Source organism: Microbacterium sp. Z6_144, from assembly GCF_057197625.1.
Map to the genome: position 1 here is coordinate 32,325 of NZ_JBXVPT010000001.1, position 23,182 is coordinate 55,506.

Here is a 23,182-nt window from a genome sequence, read left to right on the forward strand (position 1 = left end):
ACCGATTGTCTGACGGTAAGCCAGGATGGCTGGCGCCGTGGTTTCGATGTTCCGCTCGTACAAGGAGGTACCGGTGTCCGCTCTCTCGTCCCCACCCAGTAAGGCTCGCGTGGCCGTAGCCGTTGCCGTCGGCAACTTCATGGAGTGGTTCGATTTCGCCGTCTACGGCTTCTTCGCCGTGATCATCGGCCAGCTCTTCTTCCCGGCCGACACCGATCCCTTCGTCGCGATCCTGTCGTCGCTCGCCGTCTTCGCCGTGGGGTTCTTCATGCGACCCCTCGGGGGCTTCATCCTGGGGCCGATCGGAGATCGGTACGGGCGCCGGACGGCGCTGGTGATCTCGATCGTCGCGATGGGCATCGCCACCACGGTCATCGGGCTTCTCCCCGTCTACAGCGCCGTCGGCGTGCTCGCGCCCCTCCTGCTGGTGCTGTGCCGGTGCGTCCAGGGTCTCTCGGCCGGTGGGGAGTGGACCGGATCGGCGGCGTACCTCATCGAGTCGACCCCGACCCCGCACCGCGGCAAGTTCGGGAGTGTCATCTCCGCCACTGCGGCCCTGGCCACGATCGTCGGCAGCCTGTTCGCGCTGTTCCTGAACAACGTGCTCTCCGAGACCGACCTGCTCTCCTGGGGCTGGCGTGTGCCGTTCCTCCTGGCCGCGCCCCTCACGCTCGTCGGGCTGTACATCCGCCTGCGCCTGGGGGAGACCCCCGTCTACCAGAACGTCGAGTCGCGCGGCGAGGTGCAGAAGTCGCCTCTCGTGCGCAGCCTCCGTGAGAACCTTCGCCCGATCCTGCTGACGCTCGCCATCGCGGCGGTGCAGGGCACCGGCTTCTATTACCTCGCGACGTACGTCGTGAACTACCTCACCACCACCGTCGGCCTCGAGCGCGGCCCGGCGCTGGCATTCAGCGCCATCGGGCTCACGGTCTACATGATCCTGTGCCCGCTCGCCGGTGCGCTCAGCGACCGTTTCGGCCGTCGCCGGCTCAACCTCATCGGAACCATCGGCTACATCGTGCTGCCGATCCCGGTGTTCTGGATGATGTCCAGCGGGCAGGGCGTGGCCGTGGTCGCCGGGATGATCCTCCTAACGCTCACCCAGTCGCTCGTGAGCGTGACGACCGTCGTCATGCTCGTGGAGCTGTTCCCGGCCTCCAACCGGTCCAGCGCGAGCGCCATCGGATTCAACATCGCGCTGGCGTTCATCGCCGGTCCTGCCGCGTACATCGGGACGTGGCTCGCGGGCACCACCGGCGACCCGGTCTCGCCGGCCTGGTACATGGTGCTGCTGGCGGTGCTGGCGCTGCCGTTCCTGTGGAAGTGGCTGCCCGAGACAGCCGGGCGCGACATCACGAGCGAGGACGACGCTCTGCGCCGCCGTGTCGTCGCTCCCGCCTCGGAGGCCCCCGTCCGCGGCGCCTGAAAGAAGCACGCCGCGACGCGCGGTGCCGGGAGCCTTCTCAGGCCTCTCCGGCACCGCGCGTCGCTGTGTGCGGTGGCACCGCCGCGTTGCTCGTCCGCGGGCGGCCCATACGCGATGCCGGCCCTTCTCATCACGGTTTCCCTCATTTATGTCACCTGTGTCACGCCGGTGGGACCAATGGCTCTTACCGCACCGCGGCTGCTGAGCGAACGTAGTCGTGCGCGGCAGCGCAGCCTCGGTCCGAGGCATCCACTTCCCCCTGTGAGAGACGACCATGGCCCCGAATCGGAACGCATCCGCCCCCGCGAGGGGAGCCGAGACCCCGTTCCGTCTGAGCGAGCGCCGGGGAGCGGTCAGTGCCGCTCCCCGGCGCCTCGTCCATGTGAGCGCGGGCATCGTCGCCCGGCCATGCGCGGTCGTGGGCACGGTGACATCGGCGCATACCGCGCCGAGGAGATGAGAATGACATGAACGAGTTTTCGGGATACCCCGCCTCAGAGCCCCGGCTTCGCACCGTCGGCCCCGCCGATCTCTACCTTCCGGCGACCCAGCCGATCGACATGACCGCACTCATCGCTGCGGCGGTGGCCGCGGAGAAATCCGCGGCGGGGTCGTCGTGATGCGCCAGCACTGGGCGGAGCCGGTGTTGTGGCCGATGCGCGCGCGTGACGAGCGGGTGCCATCGACCACTCCGGAGGATGCCGCCGCAAGCCGCGCCGTCCGTGGTGACTCCGAGGGTCGCGGGGTGCGGGTGTTCGTCGTGGACGACAACGAGATCTTCCTGCTCGGGATCACGAGACTGATCGCATCGCGCGCGGGTTTCGTGGTGGTGGGACAGTCGACCTCCGCCGCCGAGGCCGCGCGCCTGGTGGCTCCCGCCCATCCCGACGTCGTGATCATGGAAGCACGTCTCCGAGACGGCAGCGGGACTGACCTGTGCGGGGCCATCCGCCGTGCGCGCCCGGACACCCGGTGTCTCATCTTCACGTCCGACGAGCGGGCCGAAACGGTCGCCGCCGGGATGGCTGCCGGCGCCTCGGGCTACATCCTCAAGCGGGTGCCCGGAGAGACGTTCCTCGATTCGGTCGGCAGGGTCTCCCGTGGGGAGGACCTCCTCCCGCCGCCCGCACGGCGGGCCTCCGTTGCTCCCGCGGGTGGACGGCTCGGGCTCCTCGCCACCGGACCGAGCCTGACGCTGCGCGAGCACCAGGTGCTGGGGCTGATCTCCGATGGCATGACCAACAAGCAGATCGGCGAGTCGCTGTTCCTCGCCGAGAAGACCGTCAAGAACTACGTCTCCGGGCTCCTCTCGAAGCTCGGGTTCGAACGTCGCACCCAGGCCGCGGTTTACGGCGCGACGCGGGAACGCGCCTGATCCGCTGCGGTGTGACCGCCTCCCCCTCGCGGGGAAGCGGGACCTCCTGCTCTAGCTGCTCCGCTCGGTGACGCGGAGAGTGAGAGCAACGAAAGGAACACGATGGCTGACCGAAACTACTCATTACTCATCGCCACGTACGACGACCAGGATTCCGCGCAGACCGATTTCGATGTACTCAAGTCCGTGGAGGACGTGAAGGTCGTTGCCGCGGCGGTGCTCACCCGGGATTCCGGCGGAGAGGTCACGGTCAAGGAACACGGCGGCAGGCAACTCGCGTACGGGACCGCCGCAGGCCTCGCCGTCGGTGTCGTCGTCGGACTCTTCGCCCCGCCGCTTCTGCTGTCGAGCGTGATCGGTGCCGGTGTCGGTGCCGGCGTGGGCGAGATCGTCAAGCGTCACGAGGAGAAGTCGATCGGCGTCGACGTCGAGGAGTGGCTGCCGGCGGGATCATCCGCTGTCGTTGCCGTCATCGACGACCGGTACCTCGACCGCGTCGATCGCGCGTTCGATCGAGCGGCGAAGAAGGTCTCGAAGGCCGTGGACAAGGGTGACTTCAGTGCCGTGGTGAAGGCCCTGAGCAAGGGTGACGAGCGGATCCTCGAAGCAATCGACTCCTGATCCTCCGCGTCGGCGGCGGTTAGGGACGCCGTCGATGCCGGGTGGGCCTCACTGCCGCTCCAGGGGCGCGGAGCTTTCGGCGGGCGGGGCCCACCCGGGAGTGCGGGGTGCGCATCCCGCCGAGGTCGACGGCCGGAGCCCAATCGCACTATTCGCATTAGCATGAATGTATGCGCATTCTCCTGAGCGGCGTCCCCGCCTTCGGTCATCTCCTTCCCCTCGCAGCGATCGCCCGGGCAGCCCACGCCGCCGGCCACGAACTGCGCCTGCTCACGAGCGCAGGCATGACGGAGGCGATGGCGCTCGACCTTCCCGAGGCGCCCGTGCTCGGTGCCGGTCCGATGCCCGACGCCATCTTCGCCGAGGTGGCCCGCCGGCTCGGGGGGCAGGATCCCGCGGCAGACCCCCGCCCGGAGAGCGTCGCGGAGTTCTTCGCGGGGGCGCGCGTGGACCTGACCGTCGACCGGGCCATCGAAGTGGCCCGTGCGTGGCGACCAGACCTGATCATCGCGGAGGCGACGGACTTCGTCGGCCCGCTCGTGGCTGCTGAGCTGGCGGTGCCATGGAACGTGCTCGCCTTCGGGCCGGCCGTGCCCGACGAATTCGCGGCGCCGATGCGCGCGGTCGTTGCGTCGCGCTACGCCGACCGAGGCCTCACGCCGACCGCGCCAGAGCATTACCTCGACCCGGCACCGCTGTCGCTGCAGCCGGAGGGCTGGACTCCTCCCGTCGATCGGCTCCCATTTCGCGTCGAACCGCATCGCCGCGCCGCCCAGAGCGGGTACGTGCCGACCGACGGGTCGAAGGACGGCAAGCGCGTGGTGCTCGTGACCCTCGGCACCGTGTTCGCCGGATCGCACACGCTCGATGCGATCGTCGGCTCGATCGACCGGTCCCGCTTCGAGATCGTGGCGACGACGGGGCTGCTCCCGGACGCATCGCGCCCCGACCTCGTCGACGGGGTCCGCTATGTCTCCTTCGTCCCCCTCGCCGAACTGCTCGTCGGCGTCGACGTGGTCGTGAACTCCGGTGGAGCCGGCACCGTGCTCGCGACCCTGAGCAGAGGCATCCCGATGGTCGTCCTGCCGCAGGGGGCAGATCAGTTCGTCAATGCGGAACGGTCGGCGTCGTCCGGAGCGGCCCTCGTGGTGAACGATCCCTCCGCCGCGGGCGCGGCGCTCACCACGGTGGCCGATGAGGCGTCGTTCCGAGCCGCCGCCGAACGGATCGCCGCCGACATCCGGGCCATGCCGTCGGCCTCGGACGTGGTTGCCGAGCTCACCGGACCTCGGGCGGGTCGGGTGAGCGGCGGTGTCTCAGACGGCGCCGTCAGGGCGTGACGAGTGCGCTGATGGCCTGGCGGGCCAGCCACGCCTGCGTGCGGTCCCACGGCCAGCCGAGGTCGGCGAGGGTGCGGAGGGCCGTCACCCCGAAGTAGAACCACAGAATGTCCAGGACGTCCTCTCGACCCACGTCGGGTCGCAGCCAACCGTTGGCGAGGAGATGCTCCGCGACCGGCGCGAGGTTGTCGCGGTACTGCCGCTCGGTCACTGCGACGGCGTCCGCAACGGCGGGCTCGGTCGGAGCCGCGCTGTACATCACCGCGATGAGCGGGAGGAGCTCCTGCATCGTCGTGCACACGCCGGCGGAGAGGGTGCGGATCGCCTCGTCGGCCGCCGTCGTGCCGCGGACCGCCGCGACGGTCTCCGCGATGCGGGGGTTGCTCGTGCCGCGCTCGATGAGCGCGATCGCGATCTCGGCCTTGCTCCCGACGCTGCCGTAGACGGTCGTCACAGCCACGTCTGCCTCGCGCGCGATGTCAGCGACGGTGGTGCGCGCGAAGCCGCGCGAGGTGAAGAGCGCCTCGGCGGCGTCGAGCACCACGAGCCTCGTGACAGCGGCCGCCCGCTCCCGCTGTGCGGACTTGTAGGGGCGGGCCATCCGTTCAGGGTATTCACCGTGGCCGCGCACCGCCAATGACGCCCGGCCACCCGCCCACGGACTCCGCCGGCGACCGGCGAACTCGGGGCGGCCCCGACCGAGCTCGCGGCACCGCTGATGCTCCGCTTCAGGTCGGCCGGGTTGCTGAGGTCAGTCGCTCGACGGGGGCTGCCGGCGCAGGTTCACCCGGATCGCGTCGACGGCCTCCGCCTCCGGCACCAGGCCGAGGTTCGAGAGCACCGCGAGGCCATGCACCGTGGCCCACATCCGCGTGGCCAGCCCAGGCGCTGCGTTCGCGTCGGCTGCCGCGCCCCTTTCCGCGGCGACTCGTCTCAGCACGTCGCGGTGTCGCGCCATCTGGAGGGCGAACTCCGGGCTCCGGTCGCCGACGACGTCGGGATCGTAGATCCACGCGAACCGCCGGGGGTGCGCGACCGCCCACCCCACGTAGGCGCGACCGGCTGCTTCCGCCGCGCTGACGGTGCGCTCCGGGTCATCGAGGGCGGCCACTTGCGAGTCGACGAACTGCGCCATCCATCGCTCGGCGAGTTCTCGCAACAGCGCTTCCTTCGTCGCGAAGTGCTTGTACGGTGCGGCAGGGCTCACGCCGATATCGCGGGCGAGTTCGCGAAGGCTCAGCGATCGCATGTCGCTCGCGTCGCACGCCCGCTCCGCGGCCGCGAGGAGGCTCTCGCGAGCGTCGCCGTGATGGTACCCGCGCGATGTAGACACTGATCACATTTTGGTGCTAGCGTGACGCATTCGCAAGTGATCACTGTTCACTTAGCGACGACGTGACCGCCCGAGAACCGCCGTGAAGAAGGAAAACCCGTGACGACCGCGACCGAAACTCGCCCCCGCCAGCGCACTGTGACCGACGTCCTCCTCGCCATCAACTGGATCGCGCTTCTCGGCGTGATGTTCGGCGGGTACTCCCTGCTGCGGCTCATCAGCGCCGGCATGAGCGACCACGCCGAGCAGTTCTTCCGTGCGGGCCACGGCCACGCGGGAGTGCTGACCGTGATCGGGATGCTGTACGTGATGACGATGGCGCGCACCGGCGCCACGACCCGTACGCAGATCGTCAGCTACGTGATCTACTTCGTCGGCGTGGGACTCCTCGCCGGCGGGTTCTTCGTCCACGTGGGCGCCACCGCGGGTGAGGCCTCGTTCGGGGTTGCGGTCATGACGCCCGCCGGCGCCGTGGTCCTCGCCGGCGCCATCCTCTTCTTGGCCTTCCGGCTCGTGCGTTCTCGCTGAGGCCGTCGATCGCGTCTCCGCTCGCGCCGTGATGGCACATCCCGCGGGAGAACGGGCAATGGAGGGGCTGACGGGAATCGAACCCGCGCTATCTGCTTGGGAAGCAGAAGTTCTGCCATTGAACTACAGCCCCGCGGCCTTTCGGCGCCTCGCCAGCATAACAGCGCACTCCCGACCCTTACACCGCGAGGCAGCATCCTGCCGACGAGACCGCGACATAAGGCCAGGGTCTCGCCGGCGGCGTGCAGTCTCGCGGCCGCGCGCGGGGTCCCGGCGGGCGACGCGCGGCCGGCGGCGGCTCTAGGCTGGGCGCGTGCTGCTCTCCGACCGCGACATCATCCGTGAACTCGAATCCGGACGCATCGGGCTCGCCCCCTCCGACGCCACGATGGTGCAGCCGTCGAGCGTGGACGTGCGCCTGGACCGCTACTTCCGGTTGTTCGACAACCACAAGTACCCGTTCATCGATCCCGCCGAGGATCAGCCCGAACTCACGCGCCTCATCGAGGTCGCCCCGCACGAGCCCTTCATCCTGCACCCCGGCGAGTTCGCGCTGGGGTCCACGTACGAGCAGGTGAGCCTGCCGGACGACGTGGCTGCGCGCCTGGAGGGGAAATCATCCCTCGGCCGGCTCGGCCTGCTCACCCACTCCACCGCGGGCTTCATCGACCCCGGCTTCACGGGTCACGTCACCCTCGAGCTGTCCAACGTCGCCACCCTGCCGATCAAGCTGTGGCCGGGGATGAAGATCGGGCAGCTCTGCTTCTTCCGGCTGTCGTCGCCCGCCGGGAACCCCTACGGCTCCGGTCCGTACGGCAACCGGTACCAGGGTCAGCGCGGCCCCACCGCATCCCGGTCGTTCCTGAACTTCCATCGCACCGACGTCGGCGTGACCGACGCCGGTTCGGCCGGGCGCTGACGCGGCGTCCGCCGTCGCAGCGGGCGAGGATGCCTCGATGACAACCAGTGCCGGCACCGCCGGTTCGACGCCCCTGGAGATGCAGCGGAGCATCCCCGGGAGCAATCACGCGCGCCTGCTCAAGCTGCTCTACCGACGCGGCGATCGCTCGCGAGCAGACCTGGCCCGTGCCGCCGGAGTCACCAAGGCCACCGTGTCGAGCCTCATCGCCGAGATGCTCGAGGCCGGTCTCGTCGTCGAGACGCGGCAGCGCCCGGTGGACGGGCCGGGGCGACCCGCCGTCGACCTCGACGTGGCGCGGACGTCGTGGGTCGTGCTCGCCGTGGACCTGTCACCCGAGCATGAGTTCACGGCCGCGCTGATCGACCTCGGTGGGGCGATCCACGATCGCGCTTCCGTGACGTTGGGTGGGGCGCGCGGTGAGGACGCCTTCGTCATGGCGCGTGAGCTGATCGACCTGCTGCTCGCCCGCGCCGAGGTGCCTGTCCTCGGCATCGGGGTATGCGTCCCCGGCATCGTCGACCTCGATGGCGTCGTGCTCACCTCCCTCAACCGCGGGTGGTCGGGCCTGTCCCTGCGCGCGCGGCTGTCGGAGCACACCGGGCTGCCGGTGTGCGTGGCCAACGACGCGAATGCGGCGGCGCTGGCCGAACGCGAGGTGACGCAGGGGCGCGATGACCTGATGTTCGTGAGGGTCGGATCCGGCGTGGGTGCCGCCATCATCGCGAACGGGCAGCTGCTCCACGGTCACGATTTCTCGGCGGGTGAGATCGCCCACGTCACCACGGCCCCGGGCGGCCCCCGCTGCGTGTGCGGCCGCTTCGGGTGCCTGGAGGCGACGCTGTCCGTGCCGCGGCTCGCGGCGCTGCTGCGCGGGGGCGACGGTTCGCCCGACCGGCGCGCAGAGGTCCTCGAGAACGCCGGTCACCAGCTCGGCGGCGTGCTGGCCCCCCTCGTCGGGGGTCTCGCCCTGACCACGGTCGTGGTGAGCGGGCTACCGACCTCGTACGCGGATGATCTGCTGGCGGCGACCCATGCGTCGCTGTCGGGCCGCATCCCTCCGGAACTGTCTGCCGCGCTGACCCTGCGGGGCTCCGACCTCGGCGACGACGTCATGATCCGCGGAGCGGTCATCCTGGTCCTCAGCGGCGTCCTCGGCATCATCTGAGCGGTCGCGGATCACTCCGCGACGATGACCTCACCACTTCTCTTGTCGGCCCCCGGAGTATGTACTACCGTTAAACAAATTTCGCTGACCCCCTCTTCGACGGCGGGGCCGACGAAGCTATCCCACTCAGTGGTGCGCGAGGTGTTGTGACCGACGCTGGGTGTTGCAGGGCTGTTAGTCGTACACACGATCAGTTACCACACACCGGCCGTTGCGTGACACGCGGGCAGCGGCGCACCACTCGACAGTGAAGGATGCGCAATGAAGACCTACACCCGACTCGGTGCGGTGGCCGTTACGGCCGCGGCCACCTTGACGCTCGCCTCGTGCGGCTTCGGCGGATCGACCGGCGGCGGAGACGCGAGCGGCACCACGCTCGATCTGCTCGTGCCGAGCTATTCCGACAACACCCAGGCGCTCTGGGAGGACGTGATCACGGGGTTCGAGGAGGAGAATCCCGACATCTCGGTCAACCTGGAGGTGCAGTCGTGGGACAACCTCGAGTCGGTCATCACGACCAAGATCCAGGGTGGTGAGGCACCCGACATCTACAACGGCGGCCCCTTCGCCGGCTTCGCGGCCGATGAACTGCTCTACGCGGCCGAAGACGTCGTCTCGCCGGAGACCTACGACGACTTCCAGGACGCGTTCGTCGCCAACGCGGAAATCGACGGCACCGCGTACGCGCTGCCGCTCATCGCGTCCGCCCGCGCGTTGTTCGTGAACGACGACCTGCTTCAGCAGGCGGGCGTCGAGGCGGCCCCCACGAACTGGGACGAACTCCTGGATGCGGCCACCCGGGTGTCGGGCCTCGGCAACGGAATCGCCGGCTACGGCATGCCGCTGGGTTCGGAAGAGGCGCAGGCGGAAGCGGCCGTGTGGCTGTGGGGAGGCGGCGGCTCGTTCGGCAATGCGACGGAGATCACGGTCGACGACGCGGCGAACCTGCCGGGAGCCGAGCAGATCAAGGCCATGATCGACGCCGGCGCCACGCAGGCCGACCCGGGCTCGACCCAGCGCTCGCCGCTGATGGACATCTTCATCCAGGGCCGCATCGGCATGCAGGTCGGTCTGCCCCCGACAGTGGGCCAGATCGAAGAGGAAAATCCCGATCTGAACTACTCGATCGTCCCCATCCCGACCGCCGACGGCTCGCCCTTCACCCTCGGAGTCATGGATCAGCTCATGGCGTTCGAGAACGACGGTGACAAGCAGGAGGCCATCACCGCCTTCTTCGACTACTTCTACACCGCTGATGTCTACGTCCCGTGGGTGCAGGCGGAGGGCTTCCTTCCCGTGACCGAGACCGGTGCCGAGGAGCTCGCCGGCGAGGAGGCGCTCGCGCCGTTCCTCGAGGTGCTCCCCGACGCGCAGTTCTCTCCGACCACCAACCCGCAGTGGTCGGCGGCGGATGCGGCGTTCAAGGCGCTGTTCGGACAGATCCAGACCATGCCCGCCCAGGACGTGCTGGCCGAGATCCAGGCGCAGGTCGACGCCGCGGGCTGATCCCGGCACGTGGCGGCGGCGACGACAAGGCACGGTGATCCGAGGGATGAGTACCACGATGCAGAGGTCGTCGAGCCCGGCGGGGACGGTCGCACGCCGTCCCCGCCACGCCCCCGACCGTCCGATCAGAAGCAGTCGCGCCCCGGGATGGCGCGAGGTGCTCGCAGCGCTGCCGTGGATCGGACCCGCGCTCATCCTGATCTTCGGCGTCGTGCTCTTTCCGGCGGGGGTGATGTTCTTCAACTCCACGCGGGACATCTCGGTGTCGGGCGTGGACAGGGGTTCCGCCGGCCTGGACAACTACGTCGAGGTCTTCTCTTTCCCCCACTTCTGGCCGATCCTCGGGCGCACCCTCGTATGGGTCGTGGCCGTGGTGACCATCACCGTGCTGCTGTCGCTGGTCATCGCACAGGTGCTCGACAAGGCGTTCCCCGGCCGCCGGATCGTGCGGCTCGTCGTCATCATCCCGTGGGCGGCGTCGGTCGTGATGACGACGATGGTCGTCTACTACGGGCTCGAACCGTACTTCGGCATCATCAACACCTTCCTCGTCGACGTGGGGCTGGTCTCCACGCCCGAGGGCTACGGATGGACGCGCAACCCGGGGACGGCGTTCCTGTGGTCGATCGCCGTGGCCATCTTCGTCTCGCTGCCGTTCACCACGTACACGATCCTCGCCGGCCTCGCGACCGTGCCGGGCGACGCGATCGAGGCCGCGAAGATCGACGGCGCCGGCCCCGCGCGCACCTACTTCTCGGTCGTGCTGCCTCAGCTGCGCGGCGCCCTGTCGGTGGCCGTGCTGATCAACATCATCAACGTATTCAACTCGCTCCCGATCCTCCGAGTGATGACCGACTCGATCCCCGGCTACGACGCCGACACGATCATGACGATGATCTTCAAGTACATCCAGAACCAGCAGAAGGTCGATGTCGCCAGCGCCCTGTCGGTCGTGGCCTTCGTGATCGTGATCGCGATCGTGGCGATCTATGTCCGGGTCGTCAAGCCCATGCGGGAGGTGTGACGATGGCCGTCACCGCCCCCGCTTTCGAAGCGATCACGCCGCCCCGCACGCGCCGGTACACCGCCGACCAGGTGCCGATGGGTCGGGTGCTGCTGCGCATGCTCGCCGGAGTGATCGTGCTGCTGTTCTTCATCCTCCCGTACACGATCATGTTCTTCGGCTCGGTGAAGACGAAGGCGCAGATCCGCTCGGTGGAGCCCACCTACTTCCCCACGGAGTGGCACTGGGAGAACTACATCACGATGTGGTCGACCCCCGAGACCCCGCTGCTGCAGAACCTCGTCTCCACCGTCGTGATCGCCGTGGTCGCGACGCTGCTCGTGCTGCTGGTCGCCATGCCCGCGGCCTACTACACGGCGCGGTTCCGCTTCCCGTTCCGCATGACGTTCCTCTTCCTGGTGATCGTCACGCAGATGCTGCAGCCGGCCGTGCTGACGTCGGGTCTGTTCCGACAGTTCGCCACGCTCGGTCTCATCGACACGTGGGCGGCGATGATCTTCATCAACGCCGCGTTCAACCTGTCGTTCGGGGTGTGGATCATGCACTCGTTCTTCGCCGGCATCCCGAAGGAGATCGACGAGGCCGCGCAGATCGACGGCGCCAGCCGGCTGACGGTGCTCTTCCGCATCAACCTGCCCCTGGTGTGGCCCGGGATCGTCACGGCGATCGTGTTCACGTTCGTCGCCTGCTGGAACGAGTTCGCCGCGTCGCTCGTGATCCTCTCCACGGCCGGCAACCAGCCGCTGTCGGTGGCCCTGACGAAGTTCGTGGGGCAGTACGAGACGAGCTGGCACTACGTGTTCGGTCTGTCGATCGTGGCCATCCTGCCGGTGGTGATCCTGTTCATGCTCATCGAGAAGCGGCTCGTCGGCGGGCTGACGGCCGGCAGCGTGAAGTGACGACGGCCGGCACGCGGCGGCTGGTGTCGCTCGAGCTCGCCGTCGAGGGACCGGCGTCCGCGGTCGTGGCCGCACGGACGGGTGCCGACCGGATCGAGCTGTGCGCCGCACTGGCCGTGCACGGGGTGACCCCGTCGATCGCCGCGATCGAGCGCACGGTCGCGGTGGGAATCCCGGTGCACGTGCTCGTGCGCCCGCACGCCGGCGGCTTCGAGTACGACGCCGACGCGCTCGAGGTCATGCGCCGTGACGTGGCGCTCGCGGTGCGGGCCGGGGCAGCCGGCGTCGTGGTGGGCGGCGTGCGCGACGGGGCGGTGGATGTGGCGCTGGTGCGTGCGCTGAAGGATGCGGCGGGTGCGGCGACGGTGACCTTCCACCGCGCCTTCGACACGCTGCCACGGCGCCGCGCCGCTCTCGACACCCTCGTCGACCTCGGAGTGGCTCGCGTGCTGACCTCCGGCGGTGCGGCCGTCGCGGCCACGGCGTCCCACCGGTTGCACCGCCTGGCCGCGCACGCGGGCGGTCGCATCGAGATCATGGCGGGCGGCGGGGTGACCGCCGCTCACGTGCCCGTCCTCCTCGGCGCCGGAGTGGATGCTGTGCACGCCTCCGCCCGATCGGCCACCCGCGGCGTCGTGGCCGCCGACGCCGTGGTCGACCCGCAGGCGGCCGCTGCCCTCCGCGAAGCGGTCGACCTCGCCCGCACCAGCCGCTGACGTCCTGACGCTGCGCGGCGAGACCGAGCGAATCCGGGCGAGCGCCGGCGTCCGAGGGATCGGGACCAAAGACTCCTCTGCCCCGGCCCGGAGCGGCGCACACTGGGGTGGCGCTCGACAGATCGCCGTGCCGACGATGTCAGGAGAACCGCCATGCAGGCCGGAGTCGTCTCATCCTTCACCGCACCCATCGCCGTCGAGGACATCCCCATCCCGGAGCCCGGGCCCGGGCAGGTGCTCGTCCGGATCGAGACCTGCGGCCTGTGCCATACCGACATCCACGCCGCCCACGGCGACTGGCCCGTCAAGCCCACCCCGCCGTTCACCCCCGGCCATGAGGGCATCGGCCTGGTGGACAAGCACGGGCCGGGAGTGACGGAGCCGCCGATCGGGCAGCGCGTGGCGCTGGCGTGGCTGGGGAGCGCGTGCGGGTCGTGCCGCTACTGCGAAACCGGCCGCGAGAACCTCTGCGAGACACAGCAGAACACCGGCTACTCGATCGACGGCGCTTACGCCGAGTACGCCGTCGCGGACGCACGTTTCGCCGTCCCGGTTCCCGATGAGGTCACCTCGCTCGATGCGGCGCCGCTGTCGTGCGCCGGTGTCACCACCTATGCGGCGATCAAGGCGGCACGGATCGTCCCGTCCGAGCGGGTGGCGATCGTCGGTATCGGCGGTCTCGGTCACCTCGCGATCCAGTACGCGCGTCTGGTCGGGGCGGAGGTCATCGCCGTCGACGTCAGCGAGGAGAAACTGCGGCTGGCGAAAGAGCTGGGCGCCGACCACGTGGTGAACGCCGCGACGCAAGACCCGGTCGAAGCCATTCGCGCCCTCGGCGGTGCCGACGTGTCGCTCGTCCTCGCGGTCGCGACGTCGGTGTTCGATCAGTCCTTCCGCAGCCTCAACAGAGGCGGGCGGATGGTGCTGGTCTCGCTGCCCGCCGACATGACGCTGTCGGTCCCCGTCTTCGACACGGTCCTCGGCGGCATCTCGATCATCGGGTCGATCGTCGGCACGCGGCAGGACCTCCGGGAGGTCTTCCGGTTGCACGCTCTCGGCCGAACCACCGTGATCGCCCAGACCCGGCGCCTCGATGACGCGGCCGAGGCGATGGACGAGGTGCTGAAGGGCACCGTTCCGGCCCGCCTCGTGTTCGAGATCGCGGGCGGATAGCCGCGCGTCAGCGGATCACGTCCTGCTGAGCGCGCACAGGCAGCAGCAGCAGGAGCCCCGCGGCCAGGACGACGACGATTCCGAGGATGCCGAAGTACGCCTCACCGGAGAGGGAGACGAACAGCGCGAAAAGGGTCGGCGCGAGGAAGGACACGGCCCGGCCGGTGGTGGCGTAAAGGCCGAACACCTCACCCTCGCGCCCGGGCGGGATGATCCGGGCGAGGAAGGTGCGCGACGCCGACTGCGCAGGACCGACGAACAGGCACAGCGCAAGGCCGGCGGTCCAGAAGACGATGGGGCCTCCGTCGTGCAGGAGGAACACCAGCATCCCGGCCACGACCAGCCCGATCAGCGCCGTGACGATCACGGGCTTGGCGCCGAGCCGGTCGTCGAGCACGCCGACCGCGATCGTCGAGATCCCGGCGACGACGTTCGCGGCGATGGCGAAGATGATGACCTCTCCGGCGGAGAAGCCGAAGACGGATGCTGCGAGCACGCCGCCGAACGTGAATACCCCCGCCAGGCCGTCCCGGAACACGGCGCTGGCCAGCAGGAACCACACGGTCTGTCGCGATTCGCGCCACAGCCGCGCGATGTCCCGTCCGAGCCGGCCGTAGGAGGCGAAGAAGCCCACGCGCTCCCGCCGCGCGCCGGCGCCCCGGTACTCGGGAACGGCGAACAACACCGGCAGAGCGAAGATCCCGAACCACGCCGCCGAGACGAGCATCGCGATGCGAACGGGCCAGCCGTCCTCGTCGGGAACGCCGAAGAGGCCCTGGATGAAGCCGAAGTACACGATGAGCAGCAGGACGATACCGCCGAGGTACCCCATGCCCCAGCCGAAGCCGCTGACGCGACCGATGGAGCTCGGGGTGGAGACCTGCGACAGCATCGCGTTGTAATTGACGCCGGCGAACTCGAAGAAGATATTGCCGGCGGCCACCAGCAGAAGCCCCAGCCAGAGGAACGACGGGTCGGGTGCGACGAACACCATGGCGGCCGTCAGCGCCACGACGATGTAGGTGTTGACCGCGAGCCACAGCTTGCGCCGCCCCGAGGTATCGGAGCGTTGTCCGGTCACCGGGGCGAGCACGGCGACGAGCAGGCCCGCCGCCGCAAGTGCGTAACCGAGCTGTGCTTCCACGACACCCGAGGGGCCGAAACTGTCGCCGACCAGATAGACCGTGAACACGAACGTCGTCACGACCGCGTTGAACGACGCCGAGCCCCAGTCCCACAGTCCCCAGGCCACGACAACGCGGCGACGGGTGCTCGTGGGCGCGGTCTCGGTGGAGTCCGCGGCCTGTGCGTCAGTCGGGCTGGGGCCCGGCACGCGGGGATTCGTCCGGGGGTCGGGAGAGTCCATGTCTGCCACGGTGGGCCCCTTCGGTGAACGTCCGGTTGCCGACCCGGAGGGAGGCGGCGGCGCCGCTGCCGCCTGCTCAGATTATCCGGTTGCGCCCGCCGTTGTGGTCAGCCGGCGGTGGCGCGCAGCATCACGGGCGCTGCCGCCGAAGCGGGCGCGAGGCGGTAGCCGAAGCCGCGCACCGTCTCGATCCACTGCGGGGTACGCGGGTCGTCGCCGAGCTTGCGTCGCAGGTTCATGATGTGCACCTCGACCGCGTGGCGGTCGTGCGTGGTGATGTGCTGACCGAGCAGGCCGTTGGCCTCGCGCAGCATGAGTGCGAGAGAGGCCTTGCTGAACACCTGGTCCTTCGCGCGCATGAGCGTGAACAGGAGCTCGAATTCGGAGCGGGTCAGCTCGCACTCGGCACCGTCGACTTCGACGCGTCGCGAACCGGGATGCAGCCGCAACGGGCCCTGCTCGAGCCAGGAGGATTCGTCCTCAGGGCGGGCGGCGCTCGCGAACGACCGCGATCGGCGGAGGAGGGCGTCGATGCGGGCACGGAGAGCGTGAGGGCCGTACGGCTTGACGATGTAGTCGTCGGCGCCGGCGCGAAAGCCCTCGACCACCGCCGACTCGGTGTCGTCTGCGGTGATCATCAGTACGAAGCCGTCCGAGAACGCGCGCAGGCGACGAACGGTCTCGAAACCGTCGATGCCGGGCAGGTTGACATCGACCGTCGTCAGGTCGGGACGGTAGCGTCGCGCGGCTTCCAGCCCCGTGAAGCCGTCACGCGCCGTGTGCACCGTGAAGCCCTGCTGCCGGAGCGATGCGGCCAGTCGCTCGGCGTGCGCGGCGTCGGGGTCGATGACGACGGCCGACCGCGCGTAGGGGTCGTGGAGCGGGTGGGCTGCGATCGGGCGCATCGGGGTCGTGTCTTTCGGCGGCGCTGGGGTGGGACGACGTCTGGGAGAGCGGGGCACTCTTTATGAGCACTTTCTCATAATTCCCATCCTTCTCAGAATCCTCATAGCTTTCGCACTGATTCGTTGCTCAGTTTTTGCTCAGGACGGCCAGCATCAGCTCAGCATCCGCCCTCCGGCAGCGCAGACGCGGATGGCGGGACGTAGCGTTGTGCCGTCTTCGCATCACGCGGAAGACGTGGGAGCGGCCCCAGCTCTGAGCACGTCGACGGGGGTGATCGGACATGCGGGGTATCGCGCAGACCCTCGTGCTGACCGGCGCCACCCGGGCAGCCCACCTCAGCGGCCTGCTGAGCGAACTCGGCGAGACCGATGAGTTCCTGCGCCAGCTCGTCGCCCGCGGCATCGTGACTCCGGCGCAGCTCAGCGAGGCGATCGCGCGGCACACGGGCCATCGCTTCGTCGACATCGGAACCTCGCAGCTCGATCCGGCCGTGGTGGGGCTCGTGCCCGGGAGCCTCTGCCGCAAGTACCAGGTGCTCCCGCTCGAGCGCCGGGGCGACCGCATCGTCCTGGGGATGGTCGACCCGACCGACATCATCGCGCTGGATGACGTCGCCACCCTCACCGACCTGCACGTGGAGCCGGTGGTCGTCGCCGCCGATGCCCTGCAGATGGCGTTTCAGCGATACGTGAGATCGGATGAAGAGCTGTCCGATCTCTCCGCGACCCTGCAGGAGAGCGCCGCGACGCAGGCGGCGGCCGCCGAGAGCATCGAGGGGCAGGACAGCGACGCCCCCATCGTGCGCTTCGTCAATCTGCTCATCACCCAGGCGATCGACGACCGGGCAAGCGACATCCACGTCGAGCCCGGCGAGGCCCACCTCACGGTGCGCTACCGCATCGACGGCGTACTGCACGAGATGCAGCGGGCCGACCGCAACATCCAGGACGGCGTCATCTCGCGCCTGAAGATCATGGCGTCCATCGACATCGCCGAGCGCCGTCGGCCGCAGGACGGACGCCTGTCGGTGACGCACAACGGGCGCAAGATCGACCTGCGGGTGGCCACCCTGCCGACGGTGTGGGGGGAGAAGCTCGTCCTCCGCATCCTCGACAACACCGGCGTGAGCCTGTCCCTGGGCGATCTGCGGATGGGACGGGCCAATCTCGGGCGTTTCCGCGGGGCCATCACGCGCCCCCACGGGATGGTGCTGGTGACCGGGCCCACCGGATCGGGGAAGTCCACCACCCTGTACACGGCTCTGCGGGAGGTGGCGAACGCCACCGTCAACGTGATCACCGTGGAAGATCCGGTCGAGTACCGCATGGCCGGCATCAACCAGGTGCAGGTGAACGCGAAGGCCGGGCTGACGTTCCAGTCGGCGCTGCGGAGCATCCTCCGCGCCGATCCCGATATCGTCCTCGTCGGCGAGATCCGCGACACGGAGACCGCCATCATCTCGATCGAGGCGGCGCTGACCGGCCACCTCGTGCTCTCCACCCTGCACACCAACGATGCGCCCGGAGCGATCTCGCGCCTGACGGAGATCGGGGCCGAGCCGTACCTCGTGGCCACGGCGCTGTCGGCCGTCGTCGCGCAGCGCCTGGCGCGACAGCTGTGCCCGACCTGCCGGCAGCCCTACCGCGAAGACGCCGACGTGCTCGTCCGCCTGGGGGTGCCGCATGACCCCAGCGACCCCCCGGTGCTCTATCGCGCCGGCGGGTGCCCGGCGTGCTCGGGCACCGGGTATCGCGGACGGGTGGGGGTGCACGAGGTCATGGCGATGACCGACGAACTCGAGGCGCTCGTCGTGCGCAACGCCACCGGCAGCGAGCTGCGCGAACTCGCCCTCGCCCAGGGCATGACGACACTGCGTGCCGACGGCTGGGCGAAGGTGCTCGAAGGACTCACCACGATCGAGGAGGTGCTGCGTGTCACGGTCTGAGATGCGGATGCGGGCGGCCGCGGAGGCGGCGGAGCTGCCGGCGGGCGGCGTGCTCGCCCCGGCCGGGACGCCGGCCGGGACGAGCTTCGGCGTCCCACCGGAAGACACGACGGGTCAACTGCTCGACGCCATCCTCCGCTCGGCGGCGGATGCCGGGGCATCCGACATCCACTTCTCCGCCGACGCCCCGGCGCTGCAGCGGCTGGACGGCGACCTGATGCCGGTCGCCGGATTCCCCCACCCCATCTCGTCGGCGGTGCTGCTGGACGAGCTCCTGGACACGATGGGCCCGACCCACCGCGAGGACTACCGTGCGTCGGGCGAGGTCGACCTGTCGTACCAGGTGGCGGGCGTGGGGCGTTTCCGCGTGAACGTCTATCGGCAGCTCGGTCAGGTCGCCGCGGCCTTCCGCCTCATCGCCTCGCGTGCGTTCACCCTCGACGAGCTGGGCGCACCGGACATCGCCCGTGATCTCGCGCTTCGCCCCCGCGGACTGGTGCTCGTTACCGGCCCGACCGGTTCGGGCAAGTCGACCACCCTCACCGCGATGATCGACATCATCAACACGACGCTCCCCGCGCACGTGGTGACCGTGGAAGACCCCATCGAGTTCGTGCACAGCAGCCGCCGATCGCTCATCCACCAGCGGGAGGTCGGCTCCGACACCCGGTCGTTCGCGGAGGCGCTCCGCCGGGTGCTGCGGCAGGACCCCGATGTCATCCTCATCGGGGAGCTGCGCGACCCCGAGTCGATCTCCACCGCGCTGACCGCGGCCGAGACCGGCCACCTCGTGCTCTCGACCCTGCATACCCAGGGCGCGGCGAAGAGCATCAACCGCATCGTGGACGCCTTCCCCGCCCATCAGCAGAATCAGGTGCGCAGCCAGCTCGGCGACACCCTGCAGGGCGTCATCAGCCAGACGCTGCTGCCGAAGGCGCAGGGCGGCGGCCGGGTGATCGCCACGGAGGTGCTCGTCTCCACCCCGGCTGTCGCCAACCTCATCCGCGAGAACCAGATCGCCCAGCTGTACAACGCCATGCAGGCCGGCGACGCCCACGGGATGCACACCCTCGATCAGTCGCTGAAGCGCTTGGTCGCCGACGGCGAGCTGGCCGCATCGACCGCACGGCATTACCTCACCGACGCGCACACCCTCGACGATGTGCGCGTGCGGCCGCGGGATCTGGATGCGGAGGCCTGGCTCGCGGCGGGTGCGGCCCAGCCGCCCGCCACCCCCGCCGCGTCATCCGGCGACTGGGCCCTCTGATATGCCGCTCGAGGAATATCAGTGGCGGGCTGTCACCCTGGCAGGGGCGGAGGCCAAGGGCACCGTCGAGGCCGCCAGCGAGAGCGCCGTGGTGGCGAAGCTGCGCGCTCAGGGTCTCTCGCCGCTGAGCATCGTGCCCATGTCGAAGTCCGGGCTCAATCGCGACATCTCCATTCCCGGGTTGGAGAAGCGCGTCGCCACGAAAGACCTCGCGGTGTTCGCGAAGCAGTTCGCCGGCCTCATCCACGCCGGGCTCCCCCTCATGCGGGCGCTCGCGATCATCGCCGACCAGACCGAGAACAAGAAGCTCGCCTCGGCGCTGGGAGCGGTGCAGGTCGACATCGAGTCGGGCCGGTCGTTCTCGGCCGCCCTGGCCGAGCATCCCCGTGTCTTCCCGCCGCTCATGGTGAGCCTGGTCAGCGTGGGCGAGACCGGGGGTTTCCTCGCGGAGTCGCTCGACGCCATCGCCCGGGCGTACCGGGCCGACGTGGACCTGCAGCAGAAGATCAAGTCGGCGATGACGTACCCGATCATCGTGCTGGTGATCGCCATCGTCGGCGTGATCGCCATGATCACGTTCGTGGTGCCCATCTTCGAGGCGATGTTCGCCAGCATGGGCGGAGCGCTGCCCCTTCCGACGCAGATCCTCGTGACGCTGTCGGCCAACATGGCCTGGATCCTGCCGCTCCTCGCCGTGCTCGTCGTCGGAGGGAGCCTCTGGTACCAGCGGGTCAAGAACACCGACCGCTTCCGTGGCGTGGTCGACCCGTTCCGCCTCCGGATGCCCATCTTCGGCGCCCTGGTGACCAAAATCGCCGTGGCACGGTTCGCGCGGAACCTCTCGATGATGCTGAAGGCGGGTGTCCCGCTCATGCAGGCGCTGGAGCTCGTCGGCCGCGCCGCCAACAACAAGGCGGTGGAAGACGCCCTGCAGGGCGTGCGCGACTCCGTGCGCCTGGGCCGGTCGTTCTCGGCCCCGCTGGCCAAGGCGGCCGTCTTCCCGCCCCTGGTCGCGCAGATGGTCTCGGTGGGGGAGGAATCGGGGTCGCTTCCCGACATGCTCGAGAGCATCGCCGACTTCTACGAGACCGAGGTCAATGCGGCGTCCGAGCAGCTGACGAGCATGATGGAGCCGATCATGATGACGGTGCTCGGCATCCTCATCGGCGGCATGGTGGTGGCGCTCTACATGCCGATGTTCACCATGTACGACCAGCTCGGACAGCAGTAGCGTCCAGCCCTCGGGGACGTCAGGGCCGGTAGAAGGCGAGGAGCGTCACCGTCAGCGAGACGCCGCCCTCGGTCGGCGTGGTCACGGACGCCTGCGTCACGGCGACCAGCCGCGGGCCGTCACGCAGGGCGTCGACGATGCGCGTGGCGGCCGAGACATCCGGAGCCTCGACGACCACCGTCACGGCGATCTGCTGCGGGGAATCGGGAGCCGGAGCCGCACCGTCCGCCGCGTCTCCTCCGGTCGCCGATTCGTCCGTGGATTCCTCCGGAGCTGCGCTCGGCTCCGCCGTGGTGTCCGTGCCGCTTGCCGCAGGAGGACTTGCGCCTTCCTCGACCGGGGTGATGCGCGGGGTGAACGCCTCGGCGGTGGCAGGGGTCAGCGACGTCACGGCGCCGCCGTTGTTCCCGGCCGCCTGCACCGCCAGGAGCAGGATGTCGTCGAGGTGCGCGGCTTCGGGGATCTCGGCGCGCAGCTCGGAGACCGCGTCATCCAGCTCCGTCATGTCGGCGGACTGGGCGGTGAGGGTGTCGAGCACGAGCTGCTGAGTGGCGTTCTGCCGGGCAACGTCGTCGGCGGATGCGGCGGTCGCTCCGGCTGCGGAGAACAGGGGCAGGGCGAACACGGCGATGCCGAGCCCCAGGATCCCCAGGGACGCGAGCGCACCGATGAGGTTGACCAGTTGCTTGTTCACCGTCACTCCGACTCCGGGGCGAAGGCCCCCGTGTAGGCCGCCTGGTCGAGGTCGACCCGCACCGTATAGGTGAAGACGCCCTCCGCCGACGTCAGTCCGGCCAGGTCGGCCGCACGCATCCCCGTCGCCGAACGCAGGTCCCGCGTGGCCGCGACGAAGTCGACCGCCGCGGGGCTGGTGAACGTGACGGTTCCCGAGACGCCGGTGGCCGTGGCCGGGTCGGAGCCCGCCGCCGGCACGGGCCCCGCGTCCAGCGCGTACTCGGTGATGACGACCCCCGCCGGAAGGTGATCGGCGATGAGGTCGATCACCGGTTCCCAGGCGAGATCGCCGGCCATCGACTCCGTGCGCATCGACTCCAGAGCGCTGCGGGTGGACAGCGCGCGGCTGACCTCCGACAGCTCCGCGATGCCGCTGAGGATGTGCTGCGTGCGCGCCTGCTCGGCGGCCAGGCGCAGGGATGCCGCCATGTTGTACGCGAACGCGCCACCCACGGCGAGGGCGGCCACGGCGAGGGCGGCGATGCCGATGTGCACCCACGTGCGCGCCCGCGAGATCATGTCGCGGCGGCGCATCTCCGAGGGCGGAAGGAGGTCGACGCGGGGGAGGGCGCCCAGGGGCAGGACCGGGGCACGCGAGGTGAGCAGGCTCATCGGATTCCTCCCAGCAGAAGCGACACGGTGCCGGCCAGCCGTGCCCCGGCCGCGGCCGGGAGCGCGAACGATCCGGCGGGGCCGACGAGGTCTGTGGCGGTCACGGGCGTGACCGGGGTTCCCATGACCCGTGCCACGGCCTCGAGGAGGCGCGGGTGGGCGGCGTGGGCGCCCGCGACCCAGGTGCTGTCGATCGGCACCGACTCTGGACGGTCGCGGTAGAAGCTCACGGTGCCCTTCAGTCGGCCGACGAGGTCGATCAGCGCCGCCTGCACGTCGGGATGCAGCGCCACGTGGCCTGCGGGCTCCGGCGCGACGGCGGGCGCCGGCGGCTCTGCGACGCCCGTGCGTTGGCGTCGGAGCGTGGCCCGTGAGACCACCGTGATGCCCTCGCCGGCGGTGGTCGGTGCGTGCACGGCGAACTCCGCGCCTCCCGGGGGCGGAGCATCCACTACGGGAGCGACGATGTCGATCGGCACCACGCGGACGAAGCGGGGGATGCCGTCGGTCGCGATCACGATGTGGGTCGTGTGCTCCCCGATGCCCAGGAACAGGCCGGTGCGCCCGGGCGGGGCGAGGGCGGCCAGCGCCCGGGAGTAGCCGAAGGCGACGAGGTCGATCGATGTCGCGCGGAGTTTCGCCTGGACGAGAGCCCCGACGAGTTCCTCCATGTGCTCGGCGACGGCCGCCACGAGCAGGCCGTGCACTCCTCGCTCGTCCTGCCTCGTGGGCACGAAGTCGAGCACGGCCTGATCGACGGGCACGGGCAGCCGGTCTTGCACCTCGAAGGGCAGCGACTGGCGGATCTGCACAGGGTTGGTCAGTTGCGTGGAGTGCTCTCGGACGAGGATGCGGCGGTTCCCCACGCCCAGCACGACGTCACGGGTGGAGATTCCGGCGTCGGCCCAGAGGCGCTGCAGCGCGACGGCGACGGCGTCACGGTCAAGGATCTCCGAGTCCTTCGCCGCTCCGGGCGGGAGTGCCACCTCCCCGGCGGCCACCAGCCGGGGCGCACGCCCAACGGTCACCTCCACAGCGCGCACGCTCGTCTCGGTGATCTCCACCGCCACCTGGGTCTTCGCCATCAGCTCG

The 23,182-nt window shown here is 69.7% G+C and carries 23 protein-coding genes and 1 tRNA gene; 16 read left to right on the forward strand and 8 right to left on the reverse strand.

The genetic code is table 11. The features are described 5' to 3' along the window. Positions 1-73 precede the first annotated feature (73 nt). From AC2DGY_RS00170 to AC2DGY_RS00190, 5 genes are all read left to right on the forward strand, one after another. The gene (locus AC2DGY_RS00170; RefSeq protein ID WP_484507676.1) at positions 74-1,426 is read left to right on the forward strand and encodes an MFS transporter; all 1,353 of its coding nucleotides are present in this window, start codon (positions 74-76) and stop codon (positions 1,424-1,426) included. 467 nt (positions 1,427-1,893) lie between these two features. Beyond that, positions 1,894-2,046 carry a hypothetical protein gene (locus AC2DGY_RS00175; RefSeq protein ID WP_484507677.1) on the forward strand — a complete coding sequence of 51 codons (153 nt, stop codon included), beginning with the start codon at positions 1,894-1,896 and terminating at the stop codon, positions 2,044-2,046. Then, positions 2,046-2,801, forward strand: coding sequence for a response regulator transcription factor (locus AC2DGY_RS00180; protein WP_484507678.1), 756 nt, complete (start codon positions 2,046-2,048; stop codon positions 2,799-2,801). The genes AC2DGY_RS00175 and AC2DGY_RS00180 overlap by 1 nt, the downstream gene beginning before the upstream one ends. Before the next feature lie 102 nt (positions 2,802-2,903). Next, positions 2,904-3,422: a DUF1269 domain-containing protein gene (locus AC2DGY_RS00185; protein WP_484507679.1), complete on the forward strand. Its 519-nt coding sequence runs from the start codon at positions 2,904-2,906 to the stop codon at positions 3,420-3,422. 170 nt (positions 3,423-3,592) lie between these two features. Next, entirely contained in the window at positions 3,593-4,762 is a 1,170-nt protein-coding gene (locus AC2DGY_RS00190) for a glycosyltransferase (protein ID WP_484507680.1), read from the forward strand. Here the strand turns inward: AC2DGY_RS00190 and AC2DGY_RS00195 are convergent. Together AC2DGY_RS00195 and AC2DGY_RS00200 are read right to left on the reverse strand one after the other, a co-directional pair. Then, on the reverse strand, positions 4,752-5,363 hold the full coding sequence (locus AC2DGY_RS00195; RefSeq protein WP_484507681.1) for a TetR/AcrR family transcriptional regulator: 612 nt from the start codon (positions 5,361-5,363) through the stop codon (positions 4,752-4,754). The two genes, AC2DGY_RS00190 and AC2DGY_RS00195, sit on opposite strands and share 11 nt — an antisense overlap. A 150-nt stretch (positions 5,364-5,513) precedes the next feature. Further along, on the reverse strand, positions 5,514-6,095 hold the full coding sequence (locus tag AC2DGY_RS00200) for a TetR/AcrR family transcriptional regulator (protein ID WP_484507682.1): 582 nt from the start codon (positions 6,093-6,095) through the stop codon (positions 5,514-5,516). A 99-nt stretch (positions 6,096-6,194) separates the two neighbouring features. On the opposite strand from AC2DGY_RS00200, the gene AC2DGY_RS00205 reads away from it, so the two are divergent. Next, a complete protein-coding gene (locus tag AC2DGY_RS00205; protein ID WP_484507683.1) occupies positions 6,195-6,623 on the forward strand; it encodes a hypothetical protein in 429 nt (142 codons plus the stop codon). 59 nt (positions 6,624-6,682) lie between these two features. Here AC2DGY_RS00205 and AC2DGY_RS00210 read toward each other — a convergent pair. Next, positions 6,683-6,756 (reverse strand) — tRNA-Gly (locus tag AC2DGY_RS00210). A 180-nt stretch (positions 6,757-6,936) separates the two neighbouring features. Between AC2DGY_RS00210 and dcd the strand changes: the two genes are divergently transcribed. The 7 genes from dcd to AC2DGY_RS00245 all read left to right on the forward strand — a co-directional run bounded on the left by dcd (position 6,937) and on the right by AC2DGY_RS00245 (position 14,028). Then, entirely contained in the window at positions 6,937-7,542 is a 606-nt protein-coding gene (gene dcd / locus AC2DGY_RS00215; protein ID WP_484507684.1) for a dCTP deaminase, read from the forward strand. A gap of 37 nt (positions 7,543-7,579) precedes the next feature. Next, positions 7,580-8,710, forward strand: a complete 1,131-nt coding sequence (locus AC2DGY_RS00220; RefSeq protein WP_484507685.1) for an ROK family transcriptional regulator — start codon at positions 7,580-7,582, stop codon at positions 8,708-8,710. 261 nt (positions 8,711-8,971) lie between these two features. Next, the gene (locus AC2DGY_RS00225; RefSeq protein ID WP_484507686.1) at positions 8,972-10,216 is read left to right on the forward strand and encodes an extracellular solute-binding protein; all 1,245 of its coding nucleotides are present in this window, start codon (positions 8,972-8,974) and stop codon (positions 10,214-10,216) included. A 46-nt stretch (positions 10,217-10,262) separates the two neighbouring features. Then, positions 10,263-11,240, forward strand: a complete 978-nt coding sequence (locus AC2DGY_RS00230; protein ID WP_484507687.1) for a carbohydrate ABC transporter permease — start codon at positions 10,263-10,265, stop codon at positions 11,238-11,240. Positions 11,241-11,242: 2 nt separating this feature from the next. Further along, a complete protein-coding gene (locus AC2DGY_RS00235; RefSeq protein ID WP_484507688.1) occupies positions 11,243-12,139 on the forward strand; it encodes a carbohydrate ABC transporter permease in 897 nt (298 codons plus the stop codon). Further along, positions 12,136-12,855, forward strand: a complete 720-nt coding sequence (locus tag AC2DGY_RS00240) for a copper homeostasis protein CutC (RefSeq protein ID WP_484507689.1) — start codon at positions 12,136-12,138, stop codon at positions 12,853-12,855. The genes AC2DGY_RS00235 and AC2DGY_RS00240 overlap by 4 nt, the downstream gene beginning before the upstream one ends. 153 nt (positions 12,856-13,008) lie before the next feature. Then, positions 13,009-14,028, forward strand: a complete 1,020-nt coding sequence (locus AC2DGY_RS00245; protein WP_484507690.1) for a zinc-dependent alcohol dehydrogenase — start codon at positions 13,009-13,011, stop codon at positions 14,026-14,028. A gap of 7 nt (positions 14,029-14,035) precedes the next feature. Here AC2DGY_RS00245 and AC2DGY_RS00250 read toward each other — a convergent pair whose 3' ends face one another. After that, the gene (locus AC2DGY_RS00250) at positions 14,036-15,394 is read right to left on the reverse strand and encodes an MFS transporter (RefSeq protein ID WP_484509953.1); all 1,359 of its coding nucleotides are present in this window, start codon (positions 15,392-15,394) and stop codon (positions 14,036-14,038) included. Positions 15,395-15,501: 107 nt separating this feature from the next. Beyond that, the gene (locus tag AC2DGY_RS00255; RefSeq protein ID WP_484507691.1) at positions 15,502-16,299 is read right to left on the reverse strand and encodes a response regulator transcription factor; all 798 of its coding nucleotides are present in this window, start codon (positions 16,297-16,299) and stop codon (positions 15,502-15,504) included. A 281-nt stretch (positions 16,300-16,580) separates the two neighbouring features. Between AC2DGY_RS00255 and AC2DGY_RS00260 the strand changes: the two genes are divergently transcribed. From AC2DGY_RS00260 to AC2DGY_RS00270, 3 genes are read left to right on the forward strand one after another with little or no spacing between them, the layout of a single operon-like run. Then, complete coding sequence (locus tag AC2DGY_RS00260; RefSeq protein WP_484507692.1) at positions 16,581-18,245, forward strand: GspE/PulE family protein; 1,665 nt, start codon at positions 16,581-16,583, stop codon at positions 18,243-18,245. Beyond that, positions 18,232-19,512 carry a type IV pilus twitching motility protein PilT gene (locus tag AC2DGY_RS00265; protein WP_484507693.1) on the forward strand — a complete coding sequence of 427 codons (1,281 nt, stop codon included), beginning with the start codon at positions 18,232-18,234 and terminating at the stop codon, positions 19,510-19,512. The genes AC2DGY_RS00260 and AC2DGY_RS00265 overlap by 14 nt, the downstream gene beginning before the upstream one ends. Position 19,513: 1 nt before the next feature. Next, positions 19,514-20,743: a type II secretion system F family protein gene (locus AC2DGY_RS00270; RefSeq protein WP_484507694.1), complete on the forward strand. Its 1,230-nt coding sequence runs from the start codon at positions 19,514-19,516 to the stop codon at positions 20,741-20,743. 19 nt (positions 20,744-20,762) lie between these two features. Here the strand turns inward: AC2DGY_RS00270 and AC2DGY_RS00275 are convergent, their stop codons facing one another. The 3 genes from AC2DGY_RS00275 to pilM are packed head-to-tail and all read right to left on the reverse strand — an operon-like array spanning position 20,763 to position 23,175. Continuing rightward, positions 20,763-21,437: a hypothetical protein gene (locus tag AC2DGY_RS00275; protein WP_484507695.1), complete on the reverse strand. Its 675-nt coding sequence runs from the start codon at positions 21,435-21,437 to the stop codon at positions 20,763-20,765. Positions 21,438-21,439: 2 nt separating this feature from the next. Then, positions 21,440-22,090, reverse strand: coding sequence for a hypothetical protein (locus tag AC2DGY_RS00280; RefSeq protein ID WP_484507696.1), 651 nt, complete (start codon positions 22,088-22,090; stop codon positions 21,440-21,442). Continuing rightward, positions 22,087-23,175: a type IV pilus biogenesis protein PilM gene (pilM, locus tag AC2DGY_RS00285; protein WP_484507697.1), complete on the reverse strand. Its 1,089-nt coding sequence runs from the start codon at positions 23,173-23,175 to the stop codon at positions 22,087-22,089. Before pilM ends, AC2DGY_RS00280 begins: the two co-directional genes overlap by 4 nt. Between the last annotated feature and the right edge of the window lie 7 nt (positions 23,176-23,182).